Source organism: Tardiphaga sp. 862_B3_N4_1 (assembly GCF_051811085.1).
Taxonomy (GTDB): domain Bacteria; phylum Pseudomonadota; class Alphaproteobacteria; order Rhizobiales; family Xanthobacteraceae; genus Tardiphaga; species Tardiphaga robiniae.
On the sequence record NZ_JBPWQB010000002.1, the window covers coordinates 196,110 to 220,445 of the forward strand.

At 58.4% G+C, this 24,336-nt stretch carries 21 protein-coding genes and 2 pseudogenes; 9 read left to right on the forward strand and 14 right to left on the reverse strand.

All coding sequences use genetic code 11. The features are described 5' to 3' along the window. Positions 1-29: 29 nt before the first annotated feature. Positions 30-208: pseudogene (locus AB8B02_RS18250) on the reverse strand (RlpA-like double-psi beta-barrel domain-containing protein); the annotation flags it as partial. Positions 209-1,363: 1,155 nt separating this feature from the next. Here AB8B02_RS18250 and AB8B02_RS18255 point away from each other — a divergent pair. From AB8B02_RS18255 to AB8B02_RS18280, 6 genes are all read left to right on the forward strand, one after another. After that, complete coding sequence (locus AB8B02_RS18255) at positions 1,364-1,684, forward strand: hypothetical protein (protein WP_120286815.1); 321 nt, start codon at positions 1,364-1,366, stop codon at positions 1,682-1,684. Between the two features lie 302 nt (positions 1,685-1,986). Beyond that, positions 1,987-2,244, forward strand: coding sequence for a hypothetical protein (locus AB8B02_RS18260; protein ID WP_120286816.1), 258 nt, complete (start codon positions 1,987-1,989; stop codon positions 2,242-2,244). Between the two features lie 520 nt (positions 2,245-2,764). After that, a complete protein-coding gene (locus AB8B02_RS18265; RefSeq protein ID WP_068738774.1) occupies positions 2,765-3,415 on the forward strand; it encodes an outer membrane protein in 651 nt (216 codons plus the stop codon). A gap of 378 nt (positions 3,416-3,793) precedes the next feature. Continuing rightward, positions 3,794-4,033 carry a hypothetical protein gene (locus tag AB8B02_RS18270; RefSeq protein WP_439064761.1) on the forward strand — a complete coding sequence of 80 codons (240 nt, stop codon included), beginning with the start codon at positions 3,794-3,796 and terminating at the stop codon, positions 4,031-4,033. A 48-nt stretch (positions 4,034-4,081) separates the two neighbouring features. After that, complete coding sequence (locus AB8B02_RS18275; RefSeq protein WP_068738776.1) at positions 4,082-4,306, forward strand: hypothetical protein; 225 nt, start codon at positions 4,082-4,084, stop codon at positions 4,304-4,306. Positions 4,307-4,375: 69 nt separating this feature from the next. After that, positions 4,376-4,726 (forward strand): hypothetical protein, encoded by a 351-nt coding sequence (locus AB8B02_RS18280; RefSeq protein WP_068738777.1) that lies wholly within the window; start codon positions 4,376-4,378, stop codon positions 4,724-4,726. A gap of 388 nt (positions 4,727-5,114) precedes the next feature. Here AB8B02_RS18280 and AB8B02_RS18285 read toward each other — a convergent pair whose 3' ends face one another. Further along, positions 5,115-5,453, reverse strand: a complete 339-nt coding sequence (locus AB8B02_RS18285; RefSeq protein WP_439064762.1) for an integration host factor subunit beta — start codon at positions 5,451-5,453, stop codon at positions 5,115-5,117. A gap of 353 nt (positions 5,454-5,806) precedes the next feature. Next, positions 5,807-8,989: a GAF domain-containing protein gene (locus AB8B02_RS18290; RefSeq protein ID WP_439064763.1), complete on the reverse strand. Its 3,183-nt coding sequence runs from the start codon at positions 8,987-8,989 to the stop codon at positions 5,807-5,809. A 661-nt stretch (positions 8,990-9,650) separates the two neighbouring features. Here AB8B02_RS18290 and AB8B02_RS18295 point away from each other — a divergent pair. Continuing rightward, positions 9,651-10,103, forward strand: coding sequence for an Hsp20 family protein (locus tag AB8B02_RS18295; protein WP_231081045.1), 453 nt, complete (start codon positions 9,651-9,653; stop codon positions 10,101-10,103). A gap of 110 nt (positions 10,104-10,213) precedes the next feature. After that, positions 10,214-11,095 (forward strand): RNA polymerase sigma factor RpoH, encoded by an 882-nt coding sequence (gene rpoH, locus AB8B02_RS18300; protein ID WP_439064764.1) that lies wholly within the window; start codon positions 10,214-10,216, stop codon positions 11,093-11,095. A 31-nt stretch (positions 11,096-11,126) separates the two neighbouring features. Here the strand turns inward: rpoH and AB8B02_RS18305 are convergent, their stop codons facing one another. The 11 genes and pseudogenes from AB8B02_RS18305 to AB8B02_RS18355 form a co-directional block, all read right to left on the reverse strand. Then, on the reverse strand, positions 11,127-11,816 hold the full coding sequence (locus AB8B02_RS18305) for an alpha/beta hydrolase family protein (RefSeq protein WP_439059642.1): 690 nt from the start codon (positions 11,814-11,816) through the stop codon (positions 11,127-11,129). Further along, positions 11,813-13,057 carry a DUF763 domain-containing protein gene (locus tag AB8B02_RS18310; protein WP_120286824.1) on the reverse strand — a complete coding sequence of 415 codons (1,245 nt, stop codon included), beginning with the start codon at positions 13,055-13,057 and terminating at the stop codon, positions 11,813-11,815. The genes AB8B02_RS18305 and AB8B02_RS18310 overlap by 4 nt, the downstream gene beginning before the upstream one ends. A 28-nt stretch (positions 13,058-13,085) precedes the next feature. After that, positions 13,086-13,643 carry an alpha-ketoglutarate-dependent dioxygenase AlkB gene (locus tag AB8B02_RS18315; protein WP_439064765.1) on the reverse strand — a complete coding sequence of 186 codons (558 nt, stop codon included), beginning with the start codon at positions 13,641-13,643 and terminating at the stop codon, positions 13,086-13,088. A gap of 246 nt (positions 13,644-13,889) precedes the next feature. Continuing rightward, positions 13,890-14,504, reverse strand: a complete 615-nt coding sequence (locus tag AB8B02_RS18320; protein ID WP_120286826.1) for a cell envelope biogenesis protein TolA — start codon at positions 14,502-14,504, stop codon at positions 13,890-13,892. Continuing rightward, entirely contained in the window at positions 14,504-14,752 is a 249-nt protein-coding gene (locus AB8B02_RS18325) for a hypothetical protein (RefSeq protein ID WP_120286827.1), read from the reverse strand. Before AB8B02_RS18325 ends, AB8B02_RS18320 begins: the two co-directional genes overlap by 1 nt. A gap of 661 nt (positions 14,753-15,413) precedes the next feature. Next, positions 15,414-15,821: a BLUF domain-containing protein gene (locus tag AB8B02_RS18330; protein WP_120286829.1), complete on the reverse strand. Its 408-nt coding sequence runs from the start codon at positions 15,819-15,821 to the stop codon at positions 15,414-15,416. 265 nt (positions 15,822-16,086) lie between these two features. Further along, the gene (gene uvrA, locus AB8B02_RS18335) at positions 16,087-18,630 is read right to left on the reverse strand and encodes an excinuclease ABC subunit UvrA (RefSeq protein ID WP_120286830.1); all 2,544 of its coding nucleotides are present in this window, start codon (positions 18,628-18,630) and stop codon (positions 16,087-16,089) included. Positions 18,631-18,891: 261 nt separating this feature from the next. Next, positions 18,892-19,071 (reverse strand): annotated as a pseudogene (locus AB8B02_RS18340) (PilZ domain-containing protein); the annotation flags it as partial. Between the two features lie 369 nt (positions 19,072-19,440). Beyond that, a complete protein-coding gene (locus tag AB8B02_RS18345) occupies positions 19,441-20,208 on the reverse strand; it encodes a hypothetical protein (protein WP_120286831.1) in 768 nt (255 codons plus the stop codon). Positions 20,209-20,421: 213 nt separating this feature from the next. Then, positions 20,422-20,874, reverse strand: coding sequence for a hypothetical protein (locus tag AB8B02_RS18350; RefSeq protein ID WP_184511667.1), 453 nt, complete (start codon positions 20,872-20,874; stop codon positions 20,422-20,424). A 26-nt stretch (positions 20,875-20,900) separates the two neighbouring features. After that, complete coding sequence (locus tag AB8B02_RS18355; protein ID WP_439064766.1) at positions 20,901-24,065, reverse strand: CHAT domain-containing protein; 3,165 nt, start codon at positions 24,063-24,065, stop codon at positions 20,901-20,903. Positions 24,066-24,132: 67 nt separating this feature from the next. Here AB8B02_RS18355 and AB8B02_RS18360 point away from each other — a divergent pair, with 67 nt between their 5' ends. Next, positions 24,133-24,330, forward strand: coding sequence for a hypothetical protein (locus AB8B02_RS18360; RefSeq protein WP_244628280.1), 198 nt, complete (start codon positions 24,133-24,135; stop codon positions 24,328-24,330). The last annotated feature ends 6 nt before the right edge of the window (positions 24,331-24,336 follow it).

Consider the following 24,336-nt stretch of genomic DNA (forward strand, 5'->3'; position numbering starts at 1 on the left):
ATCCGGGTCGCCCTCTCGGGCCTCGTGGGCTACTGAACGGTTACGCGCGCGATCCCGCCCATGCCGATTGCGTTGGCTGCTGCTCGAGACGGGTCGATGCAGCCCCTCGATGAACGGGCCGGTCCGTGATGCGGACCCGCACCGATCTGCCGTTGTTCTTGTTCGTGACCGTGACGTGGCTACCGAAGCGCCGGCTCTTGTGCGCGGCCATCGTTCGCCCGAAGCCGTCCTACCGCCGTGGTAGCCATCCCCAACGCCGTACTGGCTGGCGACGCACGTTTCTTCCTTGGTCAACTTGACGCCAATCGAGACAACGCCTTCGAGAAAATTCTGGGCAAACGCCGGCGAATTGAAAAAAATGCGCACAGCAAAACGCACGCGGAGAACAGGCGGATCAATGAGTTTCCTTGGGTTGCGATGCTAGAGGTCGATGGTCGGCGTGACCCTAGAAGCCACGCTTAGGCCAGGCCCGGCGCTCATGGATTCGGTTGAGCGTCGGGCCATTTCGCTGCCGGGCTTGGTTGGAACTAAATCCGTTTTTGCCAATTTTTTCCGCGGTCGGCAGTTTCTGTCGTGGGCTGCCTTCCGGGCTCGGCGGCGTACCCTTGCACCCAACTCGACCGCCGCCGGGCCTCTCTAAATTTCCATCACCGGGCTCGGGATCATTCCGCACCGAGTTCAGTGAGGCGGCCCGGCGGTCGATCCCATCCGCCGTCGGGCCGATCTTCCCCGAGGAACGAATTAGGTTTGCGTTGATTTTTTACGAAGCCGGCAGCTTTCCTCAGCGGCTGTTGGTTAGGCTCGGCGCCTGAGTCCAAACGGGCGCTGGGCCGCCTCTTTAAGCGTGCGCGCTCGGACGAATTCGGCTCTCCAAAAACCTGTCAAGGCGAACGTGATGCCAGTCCCAATAGCGGCGCACGATCTCGGGGCCTTCTCCTCGATGATGAAGGATTTGTTCTTCGAGGACGGCGCTTCCTTTGTGGCGGTGATGGCGCACAAGGCCTGATGTTAGATTTGCGCTCCGGTTCGACCCCGCGTTTGCCTTTTCCACGAAGAGACCCGACCGGGGCCCTAAACATCTGGACTTACAGCGCGCCGATTCCCTAAGCTATCTTATCCCAACTGGTTTGGAATCCGATGAAACAACATCCTTCGAGGATGGGGCTAGGCATTGCGTTAGGGGTGTGCCTTGGAGCTGTCCTCGGCATTGCCATCAGGAACGTGACCGCTGGCATCATTATCGGCATCGCCGTAGGGGCCGTGATTGCTGGTTACGCAGATCATCGATCCCGGTAGCAAGCGCACGCCCGGCTGCTCCCCATCTCTCCAAGGAACATGGCGCGCTGGTTGTCGTTTTCCCCTTATGTCCGACGAAGACGAGCCCGTCACCGAGATCGCCGCTCCGCCCGTTTTGGTCCCCGAAACCAATCGATTGTGGCGGTTAACGCCTGCATTGAATCTGCTTGAGAAGAGCAGACAGATTGCCATCGTCCCCGCCGAGACCGAGGGGGTGGCTCGCGCCATTGCGACGAGAGCAGATCCCATGGGACGGGATTGGCGTGATCGCGTCTCGTTCGCAGCGGATAGCATCGAGACGACCGAGCGGCACGTCATCGGCGACGTAATATTTCGATCTATCCCGCAGCAGCCTCCTCCAAAGCCGAAACGAACCAAGAAGGCCTAACCATGCCCAAGAGAAAGACTGAGCATGAACTCGAGATGTGGGCCGCAGATCTACTGATGGAAGCGCACGCGATCGCTCCATGCCCCACCACGGCTATATGCGCTTGCGACACAGCCATCACGCTGTGGACTACGCTCTGTCGCTGGCAGAACACCGAACATTCTCGGGCAAAAAGGAGCGGATCGCGGCGGTCGAGAGCGTGCTCGATGGGCTGAGTGATGAGTGTCCCGCATGCTGACACCCAGCTTGCCAGATCTCATCGACTTTCCAAATGTCGTACTGCGCTCGGGTAAGCTCAAAGCATGACAAAGAAACCCGCGGCTTCCCTGCATGACAAACCACTCAACATGCCCGCCGAGGATGACCTCGAAGCGCTGCTGGCCCTCGATGTGGGCGTGATGTCGATACACGATTCCCCGCTCCTTGGTACTCTGACGTTAGTCACCCGAGATGGGCACTACGATTTTCTGATCAACGAACAGATCGCCAACGAACTGGTCCAAGAAGCACGAGCTCTTCTCCGAGGCGATAGCCCGTCTCTGGTCGAACGTAACGAATAGTCAGATTGCCATTGGTCAGTAGAGCTTGTTGCCCACATTCCGAAGAAACGGACTTCGAGTGCATCCAGGTGCGGATCGCCGACACTCGCAACAACAGGACATGATCGCTGCAGCGCGAAAATCGAGGACGATAGACAGAAGAACGAGAGTACGGGTTAGAAAAATGCTCCGCAGCGACATCACTCGCCCATTGAATGCGAAACCCGCCTCGCTCCGGGTGCAGCGGGCGGACAGCTTCAATACCGAAGTCTGGATACCGGCGGTGTCCCGCCTCGATCCGTGCCCATGATCAGGCCTGTCACGCCGGCATGTTCCATCAAGGCTTGCTTGATCAGCTGGATGCTCAACGTCGCTCTTCCTGCGTATGGAACCAGACGGTAGCGGGTGCCGCACGCTTTAATTTGTTCCCGCCTGCCGCTCACAACTTCGGCGCGATCGTCCCCGTGTGTGCCTTTTGAGAGACGGTAGTGGGGCGTATTAGTTCATACGATCTCGCTACAGATTCAAAATGGAGCGACACATGAAAAAGTATTTACTCGCAACGGCCGCGCTACTTTTCGCTGCAACGTCGGCCTCGGCTGCCGACATGGCTGCACGTCCCTATACCAAGGCGCCCGCAATGGCGCCCGCGATAATCTACAATTGGACCGGCTTCTATATCGGCGGTCACGTCGGCGGCGCCTTCCGCGGCAATTCGAACAACGTTCTCGGCGGCGGTGACGACGGTCGCTTCATGGGCGGCGGTCAGATCGGTTGGGACACGCAGTTCGCGCCTAACTGGGTGTTTGGTCTGGAAGCGAACTACAGCTTCATCGACACCAGCAGCAGCTTTGCAAACCGCGGTCTCGGTTCGGTTACCGGCCGTCTCGGTTACACATGGGGCCCGTCCCTTCTTTACGTAAAGGGCGGTTACGCCTGGGCCGACTCGCGCTTCACCAACGGCTTCACCGGCGATGGTGGCCGGGATGGCTACACAGTTGGCGGCGGTCTCGAATATCTGTTCAGCCAGAATTGGTCGGGCAAGGTGGAATATCAGTACTACGATTTCGGGACGACCAGTTTCGTCACTCCGACGTTTGCTATCGGCGGCTTCCGAAACGACGAGCACACGATCAAAGCGGGCCTGAACTACCGCTTCAATCTGGGCAACTTCGGCACCGGCACCTTCTAAACACTGACGTCAGTGAGAGGCCGGCAAATGAATGCCGGCCTTTTCTATTTGCCAGACGATTGGCGAGACAATCAGAACAATTACGGCCGCCGCGGACATCTCCGTGGCGGGCGCATTTCTTCAATCAAGGTGAGAGTTGTCAGTCAATATACCCTCAGCCAGCGCACATCGTTGATCGCCCTATCCAGACCTGCCCCTGGTTCTGACACCTCATCTCGGAGTCGCCGAGCGCATCGAGCACGATGATTGCACGTTTGATGACCACCTTAAGGGCGGCGTGAAACATGGCGACAGAGTGATCATTCATTGCTGAACCTTCGCGACCGGGAACGATCCGCCACAGCGGCTGTTTTCTGGAAAACTCGCCGGAGCCAATCGATGAAAGTGATACTTTCTAAAAAGGAGCTGGAGCGCGAAGCCCTCGCGGAGATGAGAAAACGCCCAGGTTGCGAGACGCTGAAGGCAGTCGACGTCCAATACAGTGACCTTCGAGCCGATACGAATTGGACTCTGTATGCCTTCACAGAAGGCCGAATTGATCCAGGTGCTTTGCATAGCGCGCTGGAAATGACAGTAAACAAACTGCGCCATCAATATGAATTGCACGCCCCGGAGTGATCCCTTACAGGAAGTCAGACTCCCACCTTGTCCTGAAGTCTGACCTCCATGCTTAAAAAGAAAGCGACCGCCAACGAGCTGATCTGGCTCTTTCACGAGAAGCTTGCAGGCTCCAACTTTCCCAATGCCGGGATTGCGATTATTCCAATCGGTAACGGCAATTGGTCCGCGCTGACGAATGCCACCGAACGCCGGCACTATCCCGATCTGGCAAAGACTGTGGTGCGAATAGAGAAACAACTCCGCGCTCGCTACCTCCTGAAAGAAGTTTGATCTCCCTTCACGGGCGGGAACTAAGCCGGCGATTGCCTGTTCTACGGTCCCATCGACCAAGGCTGCATCTTGAACAAGACCAACCAGTTTGACCTTCCTACGCTGCCACATGCCCAAGCCGCCGAGCGCTCTCGAATGAGCGACGACCAAAGCCTGATCAAGGCCCGTTACTGCAGATCGATCCTGAAGGTCGCCGCGATCAGCACCGAGCAGGAAGCCCGCATTTTGCTGAACGGCCTGGCCACCGAGCAGGTTACCACGAACACCTCTCCCGCGATGGCCGAGGCTGAACGAGTAGCTTTGACTGCGATCCGCGATCTGGCTGGATATCAGCACAGCCGAAGCGTCCCCCAAAGCTCCAGCGAGTGGATGCGTGCCGCGCGAGCAATCCAGTTGTGGCTAAACGTTCACGATCAATAGGCATCGTGCGCGCGGAATGCGGAGAAACGGACGCGTCCGATAGAAAACAGCAAAAGACATCTCGTGAGCTGTAGCTTCTGTATCGGAACGGCCTTTTTCGAAGCTCGTCTTAAAAACTTCATTAAAGGCACGCGCCGCTAAGGCATCCGGCGCCAGACCTTTACCCTACGGTACGCAGTACGCAGATGCGTATCTGTGATGCGTACCTCGCCGTCCGAAAAATAGCTCAAGTGGCGGATGTCGTTGAGGTTTCCGCCTACTCGTTTTGTGATACGCAGTATGCATTTTCCCCAGACAGGAAAAAATCTGCGCGTGAGGAGAGCGCCGGTCCTTGGCGATTGCGCCTAAAATGCTTTCAGACTTTCCCCTACGATTAGACAAAGCTGGTTTAGCTCCCCGAAAAACCGGCGGCCGGTCTTGAGGCAGCGCTCATTTCCGGCGCAGCATTTTCGCGATTCAGGCGCTCGCGCATTTCCTTTCCGGCCTTGAAGAACGGAAGGCTCTTTTGGTGCACGGTAACATGTTTTCCAGTACGTGGGTTGCGGCCTGCACGAGCGGGGCGATGCCTTACCGAGAATGCGCCGAAACCGCGAAGCTCAGCCCGATCACCGCGTGCCAGCGCAGCGACGATCTCATCGAGAATCGCGTTCACGATGTTCTCAAGGTCCCGCTGGTAGAGGCGCGGGTTATGTTTAGCGATGCGTTGAACAAGTTCGGATTTGACCATCGTGACGTCGGAAATTTGGCGGGAGGCCGCATTTCCTCGATCTGACTTGCACTGTCAAGATGCAATAAATTGGGGAATCGTCGAAAAACCTGACGCGGCGAGACCTGTTGATCTGCACTCATCAATCTTGGAGCGGAACCAAATCAACCACTTCTGTTTTCATAATCCAAGTGCGATATCCCAATCGATTTCCTGTCTGTTCCCGATATTGAGGCTTCCGTGCACCTTCGATCTGGCCGATGGGCATTAGCCGAGGAGCGTCAATTGATCGCGTCGATCGAGGGGAATACGTCGGCTGCCAGAGCTCCTGTATCTGTTGTTTTCGTTCAGCTTAAGGCGCCGCAGCTTTGGTTTTAGAGGCCGTCAAGCAACGCCCTGACCTTTTCTGCAAGATCGTTGATTGTATAAGGCTTTGAGATGAGATGCGTACCCGCATCCAGAACGCCATTATGGACTATGGCGTTTCGCGTATAGCCCGTGGTGAACAAAATCTTGGCGTCGGGCAACAGCGGTTGGAGGACTTTTGCGAGCTCACTGCCTGTCATTTCGGGCATCACAACGTCCGTGAAAACCAAATCGGGCCGTGAGCCGTTCTCAATGAGGTGAATGGCTTCTCGCGCGCTTGCAGCTTCTATGACCGAATAGCCAAGTTCTCGAAGCGTCTCGACAGAGATCGCTCGCACGCGTTCTTCGTCCTCAACCACCAGGACCAGCTCTTGATGCTGCCCCACGTCTGCGCGCACCGCGCCAGTCGAAGCATCGGTCGTAACCTCGCCGTAGAAACGCGGCAGGTAGATTTTTACGGTGGTGCCAACATCAGGTTCCGAATAAATCTTCACATGACCGCCCGACTGACGCACGAAGCCGTATACTTGACTAAGGCCAAGGCCCGTGCCTTTTCCGACTTCTTTGGTCGTGTAGAACGGATCAAAAACTTTGCTCAGCACATCGCTGTTGATACCGGTACCGCTGTCGGTCACTGCGATGAGAACGAACTGTCCCGGTTCAATTGAGTATTGTCGGGCATACGCCGCATCCACGGACGCGTTCATCGTTTCGATCGTGAGTTTTCCTCCTTGAGGCATCGCGTCCCGCGCATTGACCGCGAGGTTGAGTAAAGCGCTCTCAAGTTGAGCCGGATCGGCTTGGACGTTCCACACCCCCGCTGCGAGCACTGTCTCGATTGCAATGGTCTCGCCCAGCGACCGATCGAGAAGCTCGCTCATACCCGCGATCATACGATTCACTACGATGACTTCTGGAGCTAAGGGCTGCAGGCGGGAGAAAGCCAGCAAGCGCTGGGTTAAGGTAGCGGCCCGGTTAGCGCCGTCCAAGGCTCCGTCAATGAAGCGGGTGATGTCAATGTCACCCTTTGCCAGCTTCCGGCGGGCTAGATTCAAGCCTCCGATGATCACGGCGAGCATGTTGTTAAAGTCGTGAGCTATCCCGCCAGTCAATTGGCCAACCGCCTCCATCTTTTGGGCCTGTCGCAGCTGCTCCTCCGCCTTCGAACGTTCGGCAATCTCCGTGGCCACACGTTGCTCGAGATCGATATTGAGCGCCTGCAGCTCCGCCTCGGCCCGTTTCCGCTCGGCGAGCTCCCTTTCGACAGCCGCAAACAGCCTCGCATTGTCGATGGCCGTCGCCGCGTGTCCCGCAATTCCCAAGAGAGCAGCCTCATGCTCTTCTTGGAACTTGCCGGTTTCCTGATGGCCGAAGAACAGCCCTCCCAAAACGTCACCGGTGCGTGAGATGACCGGTACCGCAAGGTACGAGCGCACCGGAAGGTGGCCTTCGGGCATTCCTTTGCGGGGAGCGTTCTTGCCGTATCGCGGGTCGGCGAGGATGTTTTCTGATCGTACAACCGCCGTGCCAAGAAACGTCGGCTCAAACACTGCTGTATTCCGCGGCATCGGAAAATTCGCGAATGCAGACCGGGGCGCGCCGGAGAGCGCGTAGAGCATGTAGCTCTCGCCCTCGGGCGAGAGAACATTGTAGAAGAACGCGCCAAATTCCGCACCGCAGAGCTCCAGGCCGGCATCCGTAACGGTCTGGACGATGGTCTCGAGATTGCGTTCCCTGGCGACGGTTGCCCCCGTGTCATTCAAGATCCTGAGATGTCGTTCGGATTTCTTGCGCGCCGTGATATCGATGACAGTGCCAACAAAGCGCACTGCGTTGTGATTGACGAATATTGCGTCACCCGTTGCGGCGAGCCATCGTTCGATCCGGTCCTCGATTCCAATCGTCCGATACTCGATGCGATATGCAGCCGAGGAGGAGGGGTCCAAGGCGTTGGTCACCGCGCGATGAACGCGTTCGCGATCGTCAGGATGCAGCCCCGCAAGAAACGATTTTTCATATGAAATCTCGGCTTCGGATGAAAGGCCAAACAGAGCTTTGCATCTCGCGTCCCAGCGAAGGACGTTATTTACCGGGTCAAAGTCCCACGTTCCGATACCGGCTGCGTTGTTAGCTAGGCTGAGGCGCTCTGCGGCTTCTCGCGCGGCTTCTTCTGAACGGACTCGCTCGATATGAGCCCACGACCTTTCGGTAACCTCCGCAAGCAGGGCCAGCTCGCCAGCCGCCCAGCGATGGGCGGCCTGATGATGTATTGCCATCAATGCCGTTAAGCGGTCCTCTTTCACGAAGGGCATGCAAATAGTGGATCCGATCCCAATATCTTGGAAGGTTCGGGCTTCTTCCGGCTCCAATTCTTCAAGATTGTCATTGATGATCAGCGGTCGGCCGTTACCCAGCTCCTGAACAGCTTTTCTGCCGAAGTCAGCAAGGCTGTAGTGACCTAAGATGTGTTTCGCGCCAGGTGCTGCCCAGTCGCCGCGAATAGTAAAGCCATCCTGATCTTCATCCATGTCGGCATAGGCGCAGTTAGACACGTTGAGGTGCTGGCCTAGCATCCGGGTCGTGACTGATAGAATCTCGTCGGCCCTCCGGCACTTCGCAGTTTCTTTGCCGAGGTCATCCAGAAAGACAAGACGGGCTTCATTCGCCCGAATAGTTGCCTCTGCCCTACGCCGTTCTACCGCAGTCCGGGTCCGGTCAGCGACCTCCCGCATGAGGTCAAGTTCGGCGTCTGACCATTCTCGTGCTTCGGCATTGTTGAGATAGAGCAATGCCACCACGCCGTTTGGCTCAAGGATGGGCATGTTCACCAAGGCGCGTGCCGAAATAAGCTCAAGGGCCTTCGCCTGATGTCCTACCCGACCATCTTTTTCGGCGTCGGCGAACACCACGGTTACGCCGCGCTTCAAGTCCTCAATGTAGCTGCCGTAATCCCGGAATTGCAGAACCCCAGCCAGGCTTTTTATGCCCGGCGCATTCCAGTCCCGGCTTATCGTAATGGTTTCAGCGGAAAGGTCGATCGTGCCGTAACCCGCGCGGCTGACACCGAGAGCCCGCCCCAAGGTCTCCGCGGCGGAGTACGCAAGATCGTCAGGGTCTGATATCTGGCGGATATGATCGCCCAATGCGGATAGCACATCACTGCGCAGCCCCGAAGCCATCATTGCCGTCATGCGAAGGCCTCAGCTGGCGGCAGCTGTACAAGGTCGCGACGACTCGAAGCGTTTCGAACGGGACTGAGAAAAAGGCTCACGTGACCCCATAAATTCAATAAAATTCGGAATTTGGTCAATTCGTTGCCGGCCGTCAGGTTCCAATTATCCGTTTGGCCAGGTTAGCTGACCGCCGCGATTGCCAAATATTCAGCTGATAGGGTTTGCGGCTGTCAGAGAGTTGAGGAGTCCGTTCATCCCAGACAAGGAATGCGTTCATACCGCTTGGGCATCGGATGGCATTGCCGTCGAAGAAGGAAAGCCAGTGGTGAAACGCCCCCGTCGGCGCTAGGAGCCCGCCGCATCTGGCGGGATCAGTCGTCTCGACCGCGATCGGCTAATCGCCCCTTACTAGGCGTCATGGATCGACGTAAGCTTAGTGGTCGCCTCCTTCACTCCTTTCTGTTTGAGACGGCGATCAGCGATGTAGAGCGGTCGACTGGGCGGTCAAGAATTCGCCCGCGCGGAAGCCAAAAAAATTTGCCCCACCCCCCTTGAAACTTTCCGCCAATTTTTTTTATTTTAGGTGCGCTGGACGCCAGAGGTTGGGTCCAGCGTGAGGCGGACGCCGGGGGTGTCCGGCGCCCGCTCATACCCATCTTGCTCATTGGAGGATTTGGCTATGAAGACTTACGACTTTGCTCCGCTTTGGCGCTCAAGCATTGGCTTCGACCGCCTGTTTGATCTTGTGGATGCCGCACAACGCGCCAACGAGGACAGTTTTCCCCCATACAATATCGAGCGTGTCGGTGACGACCGATACCTCATCTCCCTGGCTCTGGCGGGTTTCTCGCCGGACGAGATCAGCTTGACGGCAGAGCAGAACGTTCTGACTGTCGAGGGCCGCAAAGGTGAACAGAAGCGTGACTTCCTTTTCCAGGGCATCTCCGGTCGCGCGTTCAAGCGGCAGTTCAACCTCGCCGACCACGTCCAGGTAACCAGCGCGACTTTCGAGAACGGCCTTCTGCAGATCAACCTGATCCGCGAGATTCCCGAGGCCATGAAGCCGCGAAAGATCGCCATCAACGCTGGCCCGCGCTCAAACGTCGAGCAACTTGAAGCCAAGGCGGCCTGACGCCTATTCGATCACTTTGTGCAATCGTTCCGCGACGGCTTCGGCCGTCGCGGATACGCGCGATATTCGAATGGTGCGCTGATCGTTCGTGAAATCGCCAGGAGACAGGCATGACGCAGTTCGCATTTCCAGCCTTGGCCGCTGGAGAGGGCCTCACAAATTATCTTACCGCGATCAAGCAGTTTCCTCTCCTCAAACCTGAAGAGGAGCTCGCCTACGCCAGGCGCTTACGCGAAGACGGCGACAGGGACGCTGCCTATCATCTTGTGACAAGTCATCTCCGTCTGGTCGCCAAATTGGCGATGCGCTATCGCGGCTATGGGCTGCCCATCGCTGATGTCATTTCGGAAGGCAACATCGGCCTGATGCAAGCCGTGAAGCGATTTGATCCGTCTAAAGGTTTCAAGCTTGCGACCTACGCCACCTGGTGGATCAAGGCAACGATCCAAGATTACATCCTGCGGTCGTGGTCGATCGTCCAGATTAGCGCCAAGTCCACCCAAAAGCGGCTGTTCTTTAACCTGCGTCGCTTGAAGAGCAAGATCGCAGCGCTCGAAGAAGGCGATATGCAGCCCGACCACGTAGCAACGATAGCGCGCCGCTTGAATGTGCCTGAACGCGAGGTCATTGAGATGAACCGGCGGTTCCTCGGAGACATGTCGCTCAATGCGGCTTCACGAGTGGACGAAGAAGAAGGCGCTGAGTGGCAGGAGCGCTTGGCCGACCCAACGTCGAATTTTGAAGACGACGTCGCGGAACGCAGCGAACTTAACTGGAGGCGGCAGATCCTCGGGCAAGCGCTCGCCCATCTGAAACCGAGAGAGCAGCGTATCATCGAAGCACGATGGCTGTCGGATACCCCTCTTACACTTGACGACCTGGCCGCAGAACTGGGCGTGTCACGCGAACGTGTGCGGCAGGTGGAAGTCAGGGCACTCGAAAAGGCCCGCGCGTATGCAGCTTTGCTGGCCGGAGACATGGGCGCGAAGTAATTCGATCCGAGCGGGCTCGACGGGGGCGACATTAGCTTTCCAAGCGCTCCACCCATTGGGAGATGGTGAGCGCAATTTCCGCCACTACGTCCTGGTCGGTCCGTCCGCTGCGGGCCGGGATATGAAAGCCGTGATCGGCGCCATCGATTAGGTGAGAGGTTGCCCTCGATCTCAGTCCCTTGCAAACTTGGCGAAGGAGCACGGGCTCCGCCAACTTATCACGCGTTCCCTGGATGAAGAGCATGGGGATCCGAATGCCTGCAAGGTGTTCGGCCCTTGTGATCGAAGGTTTACCGGTCGGATGTAGGGGGAAACCGACAAAGGCCAGCCCGCGCACATCTTCGATCGGATCTTCTGCTTGCGCCTGCGAGGTCATGCGCCCGCCGAATGACTTGCCACCCGCGATAATAGGCATGCCGCGGCATCGACGGCGGGCGTCCGCCACGGCCAATCGTATGGCCGCATGCGCAACAGCCGGAGTGTCGGGGCGTTTGCTGCCCTTCTCCATGAACGGGAACTGGAAGCGCAAGGTCGCGATGCCATGGCCATAAAGCTTTGCAGCGACATCTTCCATGAACGGGTGCGTCATGCCTGCGCCTGCACCGTGGGCGAAGACGAAACAGGCTTGCGCGTTCCGCGGCTTCATCAGGAGGGCTGAAAGCGCGAGCGCGTCCTTGCTCTTCAGCGTCAGGGGCGTTACGCGCGGCAGCCGGGTGTTCATTTCGCTGTCGAGCGCTCGCCGAATCGCTCCTCCTCCAAGCCGAAGACCGAGCGACCGCCGAGCGCGGAGGATGCCTGTAATTCGCCATCCACGAAATCCTCGAAGGACGGACCGCTTGCCGTTTGTTCGAGGCGGCGAGCCTGGTCGTCGAGCCGTTTCAGAGTCTGCATCTCCTCGTCTCGGCCGAGCTTGGCGTTCTGGACGGCTGTCTTCAGCACGCGGATGGTCTCGTCGTAGACCTTGATCGGCACCGGGTACGGGTGACGATCCTTGCCTCCATGGGCGAGTGAAAACCGCGCCGGGTCGCGGAAGCGGTACGGCGCGCCATGGACGACCTCGGCCACCATCGCAAGCGAGCGGACCGTCCGTGCGCCGACGCCCGGCGTGAGCAGTAGCTCGGGAAAGTCGAGCGGCCCGCGCTCGGAAGCCGCGGCGAGCGTGCCATGAAGGCGCCGGGTGAACACATCGCTCGAGCGGACATCGTGATGCGCCGGCATGACGAGATGCGGCAGGAGGGGCTGGGCAGGCGCGCTGCCAGTCAGCGCCGCGAACTCGTCGACGATGCCGTCGGGCCCCAAAGCCATCAGCAGGTCCAGTTGCGCTGTTCGGGAAGGCGCGGCGCGCCCATCCGTCAGATTGACGACGTTTCCTTGAAACGGACCATCGATGGCGCTGTGCGGTTCATCGACGAAACTCGTCAGGTTCTCGGAATGCCAATGATAGCGACGGGCCTGTTTCTTGTCGCCGTTCATGCCCTGCTGGACCACCGTCCATTTGCCCTCGTCGGTGACGAAGAAGCCGTGCAGGTAGAGATCGAAGCCATCCTGGACCGCTGCGCTATCGACCTTGGCGACGAGACGGCTCGCGCGCGTCAGGGCGGCCCCGTCGAATCCGATGCGGTCGCCGAGCGCGTGAAGTTCGTCAGGAGTTTTCCGCGAATGCTGGCCCCGACCTCCGCAGACGTGGATGCCGAGTTCGTCCTGCAGCGGACCTAGGCCGCGCTTGAGAGCACCGATGACGCTGGTCGTGATCCCGGACGAATGCCAGTCCATTCCCATCACGGCACCGAAGGATTGAAACCAGAACGGATGGGACAGCCGCCGCAAAAATTCGTCGCGACCGTAATGGTGGACGATCGCCTGGGTGACGATGGCACCGAGCGCTGACATGCGCGAGGCCAGCCATGGCGGAACCCGTCCACCATGCAAAGGAAGATCGGCGCTGCCGGTCCGTTTCGCCATTCGTCCTCGATATCCGATTCTTTGCCATTTAGGGGCTACGCTCGACCATCGTCCGGAAGGTGATGGAGTAGCGTTTGGCTTCGACGGCCGGAATGCTGTGTTCCCATACCGACCGCGCCTCGCCGGACATCATGTAGATCGAACGAGACTTCGCTTCGAGGGTGAAACGCTCGAACTTGGTCGAAGCGGGCCTGCGAAATCCGAACTTGCATATCGCGCCCAGCGACAGGCCGAAGATCCGGTCGAAGTGCGGCTTGTCCCTGTGCCAACCGATCCCGACGCCGACGTCGTATTCGGTGAAGAGGACTTGCTGTATTCGCGTACTGGGTCCACCGAAAGTCTCGACGCGATGTGAGACATCGGAGAGCCATTGAGGAATTGGCTCGGCTTCAACGAGGTGGCGTGCCGTATAGTCGTAGCTGAACCCGAAGGAGGCTACGCGACGCTTGCCCTCATACTGGCCGAACTGAAACGGCTGGAGGGGCAAGTCGGCCACTTGGGCTATAAGGTCGAGCGCTTCCGCTGCCGAAACGAAGTCTTCGGCATACCGGAGTCCATCGGGACCTGGCGTGTTTTCCGCAAACAAACTGAATTGGTCGGACAGTGGATTCTACCAAGGCTGTGGATCTACGACCCACTTATGGAGCCGCAGCGCAAAGTCAAAGGTCAGGGGGATCCCGCACATCATAACCAACCAAATAAGAACGGGGCGTACGCGATCGCGAGGAGAATAAGCGCCAGTGGAAAAGCCGTTGCAATGAAGATTGTATCCATGTTGCGAGGCTGCATGGTTACGAAACCGAACAATCTGAGTTCCGTTCCAATTCCCGCCTCAGTCGCCGCCCTTCTTGGCCCGACGTAGCGCGGCGCCCAGCTTCTCCCGTTGCTGCTCCCAGCGCCGTCGTTCGGCCTCCGTGCGATTGTCGATTTCGTCGCGTTCCGCCTGTATCGCGGCATCTCTCGCGTCGTGCTCCTGTTCAGCGGCATCAAAGGCTACTTGTGCGCTTGCAACCTGCGCTGCTTTCCGGTCTCGCTCCTTGATCCTGGCTCGCTCTTCCTTGCGCTGGTCGGCTTCGCGTTTCCGCTGCTGTTTGTCGAAGATGGCCGCGGCTCTACGTGCTTCCGCGTTGTCGACTTTGGTCGCTTTGGCCTGAGGAGCCACCCGCTTCCGCGGAATTGACACTTTCTTGCCGGCCGCAAGGCCTTTCGGAAGTTCGCTCGTCTCCTTGAACGCGCCATTGGTGCCGACTGCTCTCCGCAAAACGATGCCGGGATGCGCGATTGTTGCCGAGACGATTGCAGGGTCGTCGGTCTCCTCGGCGAAGCCCTGGTGAAACAGGTTGCTGTCGGCGCCCCAGATCTCGAGCGCGGCCTTCATGGACGGCGCGGCAACGGCCAGGTCGAAAAAGCCGATCGATGTCTGGTAGGTCTTGAGCTTCCGGGCCATCACTCGCAGGCCGGACAGGTGTCCGCTAGGCCATCGAGTACTTTCTCGATGGCTTTCACCCGTTGCTCCTTGTTCTTACCGGAGAACTTTCGATGTTCGGCGATCGATCTTGCATAATCCACGGCATGGTGGCTGTGACGAAGGCGCAGATAGCCGTGATCCGGACAGGGCGCGATGGCGTGGGCCTCAAGGAGGATATCCGTCGCCCATATGGATAGAGTCTCGGCGTCGTTCGTGTTCTTCGACATAGTCGCGTCTCTCTAGGGAATTTCGTCCCGAGAATGGGATTTGGCGTTGACCGGAAATCAGACATGCCGTTTCGGTGTTTTGACATTCGAGAATGTTGTCATCGTCGGGCACGGCTTGAAAACAGCTAAGCTATTCTTGAGTTCCTTCTCGGTCGGAAAGGCATTCACCATGCCTTGCGTCAGAGCTTCCGCCACCAATCGGCGATACCGGCGGTCGCCGGACTTTCGAAGGCGTGTTCTAAAGCCTCGGGTCGATGGAACCAGACAGCGAGTTGAGCGATTGCAAGTAGCTATCCACCGCGGCCAAAGGGCGTAGGTCGTTGCTACAAAATGGGCTCTATAGCATTGCGTTCAATGCCGGTCTCGGTGGGTCCGGAGGTGCCGGCGTCGTCGTGCTCTGTGACGGCGTTTTGCTTGGGGGCGATTCTTCTCTGCTGTACAAAGGCGCTTACTCGCAACGAGACGGGAAGTTCGAAGCGACTGTGCGGACATCGCGTCACGCCAACGAAATCCCGTCCCTGTTCGGGCTGGACGAGGCGACGCTGAGCTTCGCCGGGACCATCATTCGTGGAGACGCACGCGGCTTCGGCGCTTCCCCTCAGGTGCCAGACATCAGGTTGGAGGTCCATCTCAAGTTCAGGGCGCCCATCTGAGGGATTGTTTAGGTCTGGTTTTGGCTGCACGCCAACAGGAAATCCAGAGCCGACATAGCATCTAGATATCGCAATTTCACACGGCCGTTCAACCCAACGGCCTCGTTAACTAATGTCTGATCCGGCACCCGCTTGAAGCCCATTGCCCAGTTCGGAAACAGTCGATCACCATATGCAAGGCCGCGCTGGAGCAAGCTGATATCTCGATGCCGCGGATCGACGCTGATGCGGCTGTAAACTTCGATTACATTATCCGGCTCTCCCTCAAGCACCTGAAGAAAGTCGCCGTCCGAATGGACAAGCATGCCTGTTATATGCGCCGCATCATTCCGGGCCCTTGCCTTTTGCAGTAGCTCGGAAAGATCCCCGGATGAAAATGGCTCATTTGCAGTGCTAAGATACAAAATTCGAAACACGAACGACCTCCATACCCGTCAACGCCGGGTTCCAAAGAGAGTTCAATCGTGCCGTAGACGATCACGCCTCCCCTGACCGGCCGCGCCCCTGAGCTCACCGGAACAGGTGTCATCAAGTTTGACGGTTGGCCCGCCGACTTGTCCATGACCACGGCGGCTTCAATGCCCGCATCACCCCATTTTACGGTACGATCCCGGTGACGTTGCGATAAGCCATGTCTGGCGCCGGCTTCTTCAGAAAGACGGGAGTAAGTTGATCGGGTCTCTAACCGATTGAGGCTTCCAGAAATTTGGCCGTGCGGCTTTCGGCGTTGCGCGCAACATGTTGCGGTTCGCCAGCGGTCACGACGGATCCGCCCTCATTGCCTGCGCCGGGGCCCATATCGATTACCCAATCACTTTCGGCGACCACTGCCATATCGTGTTCGACGACGACCACCGTGTTACCGGCATCCACCAGGCCTTGAAGCTGCAGCATTAGCTTTTCGATGTCTGAGGGATGCAATCCAGTCGTCGGCTCATCCAGTACATATAGTGCCGCCCCCCGCTGAGCTCGTTGCAATTCGGTAGCGAGCTTGATCCGTTGGGCTTCGCCGCCACTGAGTTCCGTTGCGGACTGACCGAGTTTGATATAACCGAGGCCGACCTCTCGAATGACACCGAGCGAACGTGCGAGTAGCGCATCTTTCTCGAAAAACGCGAGCGCATCGTCCACCGTCATGCCCAACACGTCGGCAATGGATTTGTCCCGGATCTTGATTTCCAACGTCTTCGCGTTGTAGCGCGACCCATGACAGGTCGGACATGGCGCGTAGACTGACGGGAGGAAAAGCAATTCGACGGTGACGAAGCCTTCCCCCTGACAGGTTTCGCAACGTCCTTTGGCGACATTGAAAGAAAAGCGGCCGGCATCATAGTGCCGTGTCTTGGCCTGCTTCGTGGCCGCGAACAGCTTTCTGACGTGATCGAAAAGCCCTGTATAGGTGGCGAGATTCGACCGCGGGGTGCGCCCGATCGGCTTTTGATCGACGACAACGAGACGTTTTACGTGCTCCATGCCCCCGACGATGTTGCCGCCAAGCGTTTGAATGGCGGTTTCCAGAAGGTCTCCTTCGTCCGGAGCGCCCCGATCCTCTTCGCCGCTCTTGTGCCCCAATATTTCCCCAACCTTCTCGACCAGAAATTGAGTGATCAAGCTGGACTTGCCCGACCCCGAGATGCCGGTCACCGCGGTAAACACACCGACAGGAATGTCGACGTCGAGGTCGTTGAGATTGTTGCGGGTGACACCGCGAAGTTGTAGCTGACCTCGCGGGAGACGGCGCGTGCGGTCGATGGCCGTCGCGTTTCCGAACAGATGGCGCCTTGTTTGAGACGCCTCGACGCCGGCAAGTCCTTTAGGGATACCGCTGTAAAGCACCTCGCCCCCGTGAACGCCCGCGGCGGGGCCGACATCGACTATCCAGTCCGCGTGGCGGACGACATCCAATTCATGTTCGACGACGAAAAGCGAATTGCCTGCTGCCTTGAGCCGGTCCAGCGCTCGCAGGAGAGCTTCGGTGTCGGCTGGATGAAGCCCAGCGGAGGGCTCATCCAGAACATACACCACGCCAAACAGGTTCGACCTGACTTGGGTCGCCAGCCGGAGCCGCTGCAATTCGCCGGGGGACAGTGTCGGCGTGCTGCGCTCGAGGGCGAGATATCCCAGGCCGAGATCGAGCAGAACCGCCAATCTCCCGTTCAGATCTTCCAGGATGCGCTGGACCACGAGAGCTTTTTCCGGATGGTCTTTGGGCGTATGAGCTTTGCCTTCGAGATACGGCACGATCAACTCGCGAACGCCCCTTAAAGGAAGCTCAGACAGTTCCGCAATATCCAAGCCTGCGAATTTGACCGAGAGAGCTTCGGGCTTAAGCCGTTTTCCCCGACATACCGGGCAACGGCCGCTCAGCATGAATTGCGAAACCCGCCTCTTCATCATCGCGCTCTGCGTTGTTGCGAACGTCTGCAAGACGTATTTGCGCGCGCCGGTGAAGGTGCCGTGATAACTCGGCTCTTCCTTGCGTTTGAGGGCTCGCCTCACCTCAGCTGGCGTGTAGCCTGCATATACCGGGACGGTGGGCTGTTCCTCGGTAAAGAGTATCCAGTCGCGGGTCTTCTTCGGCAGTTTGCGCCAGGGCGTGTCTACGTCATGACCGAGAGTTACCAGGATGTCCCTCAGATTTTGTCCCTGCCAGGCACTCGGCCAAGCCGCCACGGCTCGCTCCCGTATGGTGAGCTTGTCATCGGGGACCATCGAGGCCTCGGTAATATCGTGGATCCGACCGATTCCGTGACAGTGAGGACAAGCTCCTTCGGGAGTGTTGGGCGAAAATGACTCGGCATAGAGCAGTGGTTGTCCACGCGGGTAGTCGCCGGCGCGCGAATACAGCATGCGCAGCAGGTTCGACAATGTCGTCACGCTGCCGACCGACGAGCGTGTCGTCGGAGATCCGCGTTGCTGCTGTAAAGCCACGGCTGGTGGTAGACCTTCGATTTCGTCCACCTCAGGAATGGACATCTGATTGAACAATCTTCTCGCGTAAGGGGACACCGACTCAAGATAACGCCGCTGCGCCTCGGCATAGAGCGTGCCGAAGGCCAGCGAGGACTTGCCCGATCCCGACACCCCTGTAAAAACGACAAGTGCATTGCGGGGAATGTCGACGTCGATATTCTTCAGATTGTGCTCGCGAGCTCCGCGAACACGCACGAAGCCCTCATCGACGGCCGAGTCGGCACCGTACGAACCACCTCTTCCTGCGTGCATCTTGCCCTTCCGCGCAAATTGGCGTGTGATATCAACCGCAGATGAAACTTTGGCGGACGAGTTCCGTTCCCCACACGGAGCTTCCGGCCGGTAGCATTGTTTGTCATAGCGACTACATACTTCATCGCCCCGGAGTTGATCCTTATTCAAGCCTTTGCAATTGGTCGGGCGTGGCCATCCTGCGCGCCATCGTGGTCGATCGGTTGCTGGCGCCATTCCGCTTTAACCGACTGAGGCTTCTTCTTCGCCCCTTTCGAAAACATCGCCTTTGACGCCAGCTAATTCGCACCTGCGAGAAGCGAGTCCGGTAGTGGATAATAGGAGGAAGAATTCGCAGAGGTTAAGGCCTTCGATCGACGCCTTAGTCGTCAGCGTGGCTCCGTATGTCGATACATCCCTCATGACGCATGAGCGGCGCCACGAACCATTGATCGCCGTCATTTGGACGTAGACACCGCGCTCGAAACGAACGCTGCCGAAACTGGTAGCGGTCTTAGGAGCACTGGAGGCTCTATCTCCTCAGGATATTGAGCACCACTAACCCAAATACGGACGGGGAAAAAACATAAACGTCAGACCCGGCGGAGCTTCTCCATTTAAAAATTAGGCGACGCGAGCCACCAGACGGATTTGGCCGGAGCGGCCTATCGCGTGGTGAAATAGAAGTCCTCGCTCCCCGACAGCGAGCCCTATGAACGGCGGCTTTGCGCCAGAAGCGGACGGTTGCGGAGCGGCCAACAAACATTGTTCAGCTGACGGAGTTGGCGCGCGTTTGGCCAACGGCACGGAACACACGTTGGCTTGTGGAAGTTAGGATCCAATCACACCTTTGAGTCCGGTATAAAGAGACCCAGCCACGCCGGCACCTGCGCCGAGCAGTGGTCCCGCGGTCTGCGCAAACTCCTGAATCAATCTTGCACGACGTCTCATCTGCTCTCCGCCAACGTGCTCTCCGAGCAGGCGGGCAGCCTTAAAGGCAATGGCATTGGGTTTGCCACCCTGCGCCAATGTGTTCGGCAAAATTCGAAAAATAACCATCCCGAGGACATTGCCGGACAGGAATGCCAAACTGATGCTGGCTACATATTCTCCGACCTCACGCCACTCGACGACCGATGCCGGGACAATCGGCACGCTGTCGTTGATTCCGGTAACAACCAACATGCACCCTACACTCAGGATGGCCGTGATCAACCCCACCAGCCAAGCGCCGAGTGGCCCAAGCTTATTGAAGGGCATCGAAGCAATTCCGAACAGCAACGGGATCACGATCGATGCAAGACGCAGATATAGCGGTGCAACATTGAGGACGATGGTGATTACAATGTGGGCGGCTACAAGTAACACGGCTGGCAGCAGTACATAGACCGCAAAGTGAATTACGTAGTAGCGGAGCGGACTGGTCAGCCGCGCCAGCGCAACCTCGGCCCGATCCAGCGCGTGCGTTAGATTGTCGATTTCACTGACAAGGTCCTGGACCTCGAGCAGGATCGGACGGACGAAACGCAGGTCACGCGAGCAGTTCTTGCACGCGATGGCTTCATCCCTGATTGTCTCTGTGCAGAACGGGCATTCCATAAGACGCCTCAGCCCTTCCGCTTCGCACGGATGGACGCGATCTCGGTTCTGATCCGGGAAAGTTTAGCCACTGCTGCATCACGCTTGGCAATCAGGTCCTTGCGTTCCCTCGCCAGTGCTTCGGGAACGGCGATGTCTCTGGAACACCAGCCACAGACCAGTACGAGATCGCTGTTCTCTCGAAGACAGTACGGACAAATGATTGCCATCGCGTCAGCGCGCGACCTTGAGGACGAAACTCGTGCTGCCGGGGCGCCCATCAGAATCCTTGAGATCCACGCGCAGCATGTGCTCGCCGGGAGGTAGAGACGCATCCGGCATATCGATGCCAGCCGGTTGAACGAACACCTTCAACCGTTCCGTCAAGTCCACATTCGGCGTACGAAGATAAATGACCTTTACGGAGGTAACATCGATCGTCGCTCCACCAAATGACAGGAACTTGAGCTGAAAGTGAGTCGGCGATTGGATGTTATCGCTGCCGGAAAGGAGCTCGATCTTCGGGCCACGCGTGACACCGCGCCGATCGACGACCACTGCACCTTTCGGCGGCGGCAAGGAGGCCTCCTCTTGTGTGATTAATACCCCCGCGGCCCGCGACGGCACGGATTGACACAGCACGATCAGGCAGGCGAACGTAAAGCAAATTCCTATACGACGTCGCATCATTCCCCCCAACGCGATCTATAAACTTATCTGGTGCCCCCATCCCCTATAATGGAGTAGGGCGCCCAGAATAACGGATGTGCGTAAGCGAACTCTGTCTTTCCATCGGCATTCAGATAGCCGGGTCCGTCAGCCAAAGCCATCATGGCCTGACGCTGAGCTTCGCCGCGTGCCAGCTTTGGATCGTCGGCCTGCCGCTTAAACAGATCTGTCATCAACTCTCGCGCGGACTGTGAATGCACCGACCAGTTGGTGACCAGAAGAGCGCGGGTGCCCGCGTAAAAGAACGCCCGGCCAAGGCCCGAGGCGGCTTCTGCGCCGGCGCCGGCGCCCGCACCGGTGTTGCAGGCCGAAAGAATGACCCAGTCCGCGTCGAGTTTGAGACCGAGTATCTCCTCCATCGTCAATAGGCCGTCGCCCTCTTCACCGGTCACAGTCGGCGAGGACAATGCAAGCGCCGGCTGGGTCAGCCCATTCAATTCGCCAGGCACGAGGCCATGCGTTGCAAACGCGATAATCTTGAAGCCGGACAGATTTATCGACTTAACGGCTTTCTCCGTCGCTCCCTTGCCTAGATTCAAGACTTTCGACGGGTCGGCCCGCAGCGCCAAGGCGATCGAGCGCAGCTCGTCCGCCGTATCCGGAAGCCGCGGCAACAAGCCAAGCTCCGCGCTATCCACGCCGTCAAGCTTCGGACTGTTGCGCCGCTTCAGCGGCACACCGCGCATGGTATTGGCGTCGGCGGCATCGGCGATTCGTATTTTTGCATCGATCTGCTCGGCCTCGGCCTGCTGCTCGGTGTTGAAATACGGATCTCCGAACGCGATTATCTCGCTACGGTCGGACTTGCCGGGCGGTAGCTGCCGCAAAGTGCGCAATGCGGCTGCGGACGGAACCATGGCGACCGCATGGGTGCGCGCCAGCCAGGGCACATCCCTGTAGCTCGCAAACAGAACGTCTTCATCCTTCTTGATCGTCGATGGCTGCGTTGGCAAAAGAGAGAGCGGCAGCAGGCCCAGCGCGCCGTTGGTGACGACGACCAATGTCTTGGCCGACTTCCAGCCGACCTCGACGGGCTTAAGGAGCGACGAATACAGGTCATATCCCAATGCCACATCGAAAGCGGGAATATCGGAAATCATAGCCGCCTGCGGCTCGAGCGCTTCGCGCAACTGAGCTACCTTGGTCTGGACATCCGCTGCATTGGACCCGATTGAAGCAAAGGCAACCGCACCGGTCTTCGGAACCGCCCAGACGAAACTCGCGTCCTGACCAAAGTAAAATGATAGCATCGCCTCGTCGGGCGCCAGCGTATCGCGAATCTCGTCCACGGATGGCGCTCTTGGCGCGACCAGATCTGCATAAGCCGGAAAAAGCCGATTGATCTCTTGTCGCGCCGTGGTCCGCGCGCTGCGCAGATTGGCGATCGACACATTCAGCGTCTGCACGCCCTTCTCATCTCGCTCAGCCGATGACAAGGACAACACATTGTTCAGCGTACCGATTTGCGCATTGATCTGTTTCGACAGATCCTGCTCCTTGCGCACCAGCTCGGCCAGCGCGGGATCCTTGACTGAACTACGCGCGCTCGAAGCCGCCAAGGCCTGCTGCACCGAGCTGCCACGGACGGCGTCCGCCAAGCTGAATGTTTCGACACCGATATCTGCGGACCGGCTCTTCTGCCTGGCCAACATTCTGAAATAGGCTTCTATGATCGCCTGGAAGCGTTGATTCTTGGCCGCAACGACGGTTGTGTCGTCACCGTCTGCATTCTCTCGCGACGATGCGACTAGGATTGGTATTGCGGTCTTGAATTCGCGGATAGCTTCCTCATCGCGTCCTGCTCGCATCAAGCCGATAGCAAGGGTTCCGCGCGCCGACGCCGTATCAAAATGGCTCTCGCCGACGCGTGCGATCTGCTTCTTGACCAACTGGTCAGCCGCGGAAATGCCCGCCTCGATCTGGCCCGAAGCATAGAGCGATGCGATACGCGAGCCGTTCAGTTCGAATACCTGACGCCGCATCGGCTCCCAGTTGGCGATTGCCCTATCGATCTGAGCATAAACCGCGACGGCGTCACGGCTCTTGCGCTGCAAGTTGAGGACGCCGCCAAGCTGTGAAAGCATCTGCACGCTTTGTGGCGCTTCATCCGGAACGCCCGTTGTCTTGCCGATATCGAGTGCCACGCGCAGCAGCTTTTCGCCGTCGGAATGGCGCCCCTGTTCGACCAGGATGCCCGCAAGACCTGCAATGAAACGCGGCGTCGCGTAGTGATATTTGCCTTGGTCCTTCAACCGGGACAACAGCGCGCGACGTGCATCGGATTCGGCCTCCGCAAGACGGCCCTGCCGGGCCTTCGTCCGTGCAAGACTGAGCGTGATAAAATCGATGGATTGAAGCAATGCCGACTCCGTCGGCGGATTCTCGCCACTGAGAAGGCCCTTCATGCCTGCACGCTTGCGGGCTTCCGCAATGCGAAGCGAAGCCTCAGCCTCCTTAAACTGTCCACGTGCCTCGAAAATGGCAGCATTCCCGAGCTCGATCTCCGCCTCCCAATTCTGCCCGTAACGCGCATACGCTGCGCGCATGGAAGGATGGCCACTCGTTCGCGCCTCCTCGATCGCCGGGCGGCTGCGGCGCATGTAGCCTTCTGCCTGAACGATATCGCCCATCTGGATCAGCGAATTGGCAATCGAGCGATTAGCTGTATGTACGAACCCCTTCGCACCCGGCGTGTTCGCGGTGTCGCGCAGTAGCCGCTGATATGTTTCGAGCGCCTTCTTCGGATCGCCCGCACTGCCGTACTGGACAGCCGCTAGTTGAACCAGGCGCGCCATCAGTCCGGGCGGAGCAGCACCGCGGCCCGCCTCAATCCCTTTTTCAAGATCGGAGATGGAATCCGTTAGCCGACCGAGCTGGCTTCTTGCGCCCGCACGGTCGAGATAGAACTGCGCAAGCGAGACGCGCGAAGCTCCGCCGGGAGGCTTCACGTCTGCGTCGGCCCTTAGTTGCTCGATCTTTTTCTCGTCCGGCTTTTCGGTATCGAGGATCGCCGTGATATCGGAGATCGAGCGCGGCGGTGCGACAAAGCCGACCGGCAATGCCGTTTCCGGTGCGATCTTCGGCGTGACATCGGCGGGGACGGCGACGGCGACATTGGCACGCCCGTTTGCCGCGTTCAGTCTCGACATCACACAAGAGCGTACTGCGGGAGTGGCCTTCGTCCGGCATGCCTCCAGGCTGCCGCCGCCACCGCGCATGCAGGACATCACAATTGGCTTTCCAACCGACATCCGGCACTGCTCGATCGCAGCTTCCTGCGTGAGCGCAAATGCCGCCTGCGACAACAGCGCGAGCGCTGCGCTGATGAAGAGCGTCGCCGATGCGCATAAAGCCACATGCCGAATTATCAATCGCTTGGAAATGACCGCTTGCATGATCACGGCTCCAAAATAACTTATC

Coding starts and splice junctions, on each gene's coding strand:
- rpoH (WP_439064764.1), top strand. CDS start 10,214: ATGACGCAGTTCGCATTTCCAGCCTTGGCCGCTGGAGAGGGCCTCACA.
- AB8B02_RS18275 (WP_068738776.1), top strand. CDS start 4,082: ATGCTTAAAAAGAAAGCGACCGCCAACGAGCTGATCTGGCTCTTTCAC.
- AB8B02_RS18285 (WP_439064762.1), bottom strand. CDS start 5,453: ATGGTCAAATCCGAACTTGTTCAACGCATCGCTAAACATAACCCGCGC.
- AB8B02_RS18355 (WP_439064766.1), bottom strand. CDS start 24,065: ATGTCGAGACTGAACGCGGCAAACGGGCGTGCCAATGTCGCCGTCGCC.
- AB8B02_RS18305 (WP_439059642.1), bottom strand. CDS start 11,816: ATGAACACCCGGCTGCCGCGCGTAACGCCCCTGACGCTGAAGAGCAAG.
- AB8B02_RS18320 (WP_120286826.1), bottom strand. CDS start 14,504: ATGGCCCGGAAGCTCAAGACCTACCAGACATCGATCGGCTTTTTCGAC.
- AB8B02_RS18360 (WP_244628280.1), top strand. CDS start 24,133: ATGCAGGACATCACAATTGGCTTTCCAACCGACATCCGGCACTGCTCG.
- AB8B02_RS18255 (WP_120286815.1), top strand. CDS start 1,364: ATGTCCGACGAAGACGAGCCCGTCACCGAGATCGCCGCTCCGCCCGTT.
- AB8B02_RS18290 (WP_439064763.1), bottom strand. CDS start 8,989: ATGACGGCAATGATGGCTTCGGGGCTGCGCAGTGATGTGCTATCCGCA.
- uvrA (WP_120286830.1), bottom strand. CDS start 18,630: ATGCACGCAGGAAGAGGTGGTTCGTACGGTGCCGACTCGGCCGTCGAT.
- AB8B02_RS18350 (WP_184511667.1), bottom strand. CDS start 20,874: ATGCGACGTCGTATAGGAATTTGCTTTACGTTCGCCTGCCTGATCGTG.
- AB8B02_RS18295 (WP_231081045.1), top strand. CDS start 9,651: ATGAAGACTTACGACTTTGCTCCGCTTTGGCGCTCAAGCATTGGCTTC.
- AB8B02_RS18270 (WP_439064761.1), top strand. CDS start 3,794: ATGAAAGTGATACTTTCTAAAAAGGAGCTGGAGCGCGAAGCCCTCGCG.
- AB8B02_RS18310 (WP_120286824.1), bottom strand. CDS start 13,057: ATGGCGAAACGGACCGGCAGCGCCGATCTTCCTTTGCATGGTGGACGG.
- AB8B02_RS18265 (WP_068738774.1), top strand. CDS start 2,765: ATGAAAAAGTATTTACTCGCAACGGCCGCGCTACTTTTCGCTGCAACG.
- AB8B02_RS18325 (WP_120286827.1), bottom strand. CDS start 14,752: ATGTCGAAGAACACGAACGACGCCGAGACTCTATCCATATGGGCGACG.
- AB8B02_RS18345 (WP_120286831.1), bottom strand. CDS start 20,208: ATGGAATGCCCGTTCTGCACAGAGACAATCAGGGATGAAGCCATCGCG.
- AB8B02_RS18260 (WP_120286816.1), top strand. CDS start 1,987: ATGACAAAGAAACCCGCGGCTTCCCTGCATGACAAACCACTCAACATG.